Raw genomic sequence first — 2,288 nt, forward strand, 5'->3', positions numbered from 1 at the left:
CGGTAGCTAGCATTTGCGAGCACCCCACGACGCATCGCAGCCGGTTTCCGCCCGCGCGGGCGACTCCGGGTATGCACGTGAGCGAGGGAGGCGTCGAAATCGAGGTGCCTGATGCCCGTGACGGGGCATCCGAGGGGACCGGTGACGATGTCTTCTACAACCCCACACAGGAGTTGAACCGAGACGTGACGGTGGCCGTCCTCCGGGCCTTCAGTGAGCGCGAACCCCGCGCCGAGTCCTACCTCGACGCGATGGCTGCTTCCGGCATCCGCGGCGTCCGCGCCGCCGCCGAGGGCTACGACGTGACCTGCGCCGACCTCGACGCCGACGCCGTCGAACTCGCCCAGCACAACCTCGACCGCGCCGGCAACGGCGGCGAGGCAGTCCTCCGAAACGCCAACGCGCTCATGTACGACTCCGTCTTCGACGTGGTCGACCTCGACCCATTCGGCACGCCGATTCCCTTTGCCGACCCCGCGTTCGCCAACACGCGCGACCTCGTCTGCGTCACCGCGACCGACACCGCGCCGCTCTGTGGCGCACACCAGAAAAGCGGCATCCGAAAGTACGGCTGTCTCCCACAGAACACCGACTACCACCCCGAGATGGGTCTCCGCGTGCTCCTCGGCGCGATGGTCCGCACCGCCGCTCGCTACGACAAGGCCGCGGTCCCGATTCTCTCGCATGCGACCCGTCACTACGCGCGGGCCTACCTCGAACTCGACGAGCGAGCGACGAAAGCCGACGAACTCCTCGAATCGACCGGTTTCGTCTACCACTGCGAGGACTGTCTCCATCGCGAGGCCGAATACTCGCTCGTCGCACACCCGCCCGAAGAGTGCGCGAACTGCGGGTCGACTCGCATCCTCGAAGCCGGACCCATCTGGCTCGGTCCCGTCTCGGAACCCGAATTCGTCGACTCCGTCCGCGACGAGGTAACTGACGACTTCGGCACCGCGAAACGCGCCCGCAAACTCCTCGACACCCTCGCTGTCGAACTCGACACCCCGACGCACTTCGACCAACACCGCCTCTGCAAACTCTGGGGCCGCTCGGCCTCGAAGATGGACGAATTCATCGACACGCTCCGCGACGCCGGGTTCGACGCCACGCCCGCTCACTACCACGGTACCGCGTTCAAGACCGACGCAACAGTCGCGGAGATTCGTGAGGCAACTGCCGCACTCGACCCGGAAGCCTGAGTTATCGGGTCAACTTCGCCCGTTTTCGGGCTAGCTTCTTTGCTCTCGGTGTCGTTTTCATGATACGTGAGTGCTCAGATTCGGACTGTCGTTCCTGTGGCCCGGGCCATCATCGACACGGCTCGGGAAAAGGAAATCTCCTTTCTCGCGGCGAGTATCTCGTACTATACGCTCGTCTCGCTCATTCCGCTTCTCGTCCTCGGCGTCGTCGTCACGACTGCGGTCGGCGGCGAGGCACTCCAAACCCAACTGCAATCGATTGTCGACCAGTATCTGCTTCCGGCAGGACAGGGCCTTGTCGAGGAAGCGCTGTCGGACCGAGCCGGACAGGGAAGCGTCGGAGCGGTCAGTCTCGGTCTGACTCTTTGGGGTGCACTGAAACTCTTTCGCGGCCTCGACATCGCCTTCTCACGAATCTATGGCTCGGAAGCGGGCGGCCTTGTCGACCAACTCCGTGATGGGAGTATTGCCCTCGGTAGCATCGGTCTCGGGACCCTCGGTGTCGCAGCCTTGACCGCGCTTCTCAGTTTTCTTCAGGTGCCGTTCGTCCAGTTTCTCTCGCCGCTTCTCTTGCTTCTCACGCTGTGTGCGGCGTTCTTCCCACTGTACTACGTCTTTCCCGATGTGGGTCTCTCGGCGCGACAGGTCGTTCCAGGAACGGTCTTTGCGGCGGTCGGCTGGACCGCACTCGGCATCGGCTTCGGTATCTACGCGCAGGTCGCCGGGTCGTCCGTCGCGGGCGCGCTGGGCTCAATCTTGCTCCTCGTGACGTGGTTCTACTTCTCTGGCCTCATCCTCCTTTTCGGTGCGGTCATCAACGCCGTCACCGCCGGGGTGGTCAACAGTACGTGACGCACAGAACCAGACGACCGCCCGGGGGGACCCGGCGGAATGGACCGGCAGGTACAACATACGGGAGTTCGACATGACGGTCGTACGGATATGAGCGACGACCGAGGTGACACAGATGGCCCACGGAAGGGCGCGGACGCCGACGACGAGCACCCAACCGGCGCGTCCGTCTCCCCGCGTGGTGCTCCCAACCTCGAGGAGATGGCATTGCTGGGAGAAGAACCCCGTGCGGAC

The 2,288-nt window shown here is 64.2% G+C and carries 1 protein-coding gene and 1 pseudogene; both read left to right on the forward strand.

The features are described 5' to 3' along the window. Positions 1–71 precede the first annotated feature (71 nt). Entirely contained in the window at positions 72–1,202 is a 1,131-nt protein-coding gene (locus QT222_RS02220; RefSeq protein ID WP_004058350.1) for a tRNA (guanine(26)-N(2))-dimethyltransferase, read from the forward strand. Positions 1,203–1,268: 66 nt separating this feature from the next. Next, positions 1,269–2,288 (forward strand): annotated as a pseudogene (locus QT222_RS02225) (YihY/virulence factor BrkB family protein); the annotation flags it as partial.

This window comes from Haloferax sp. s1, from assembly GCF_058382125.1.

Excerpts from the sequence above, each read along its gene's own strand:
- QT222_RS02220 (WP_004058350.1), top strand. The coding sequence starts at position 72 with ATGCACGTGAGCGAGGGAGGCGTCGAAATCGAGGTGCCTGATGCCCGT.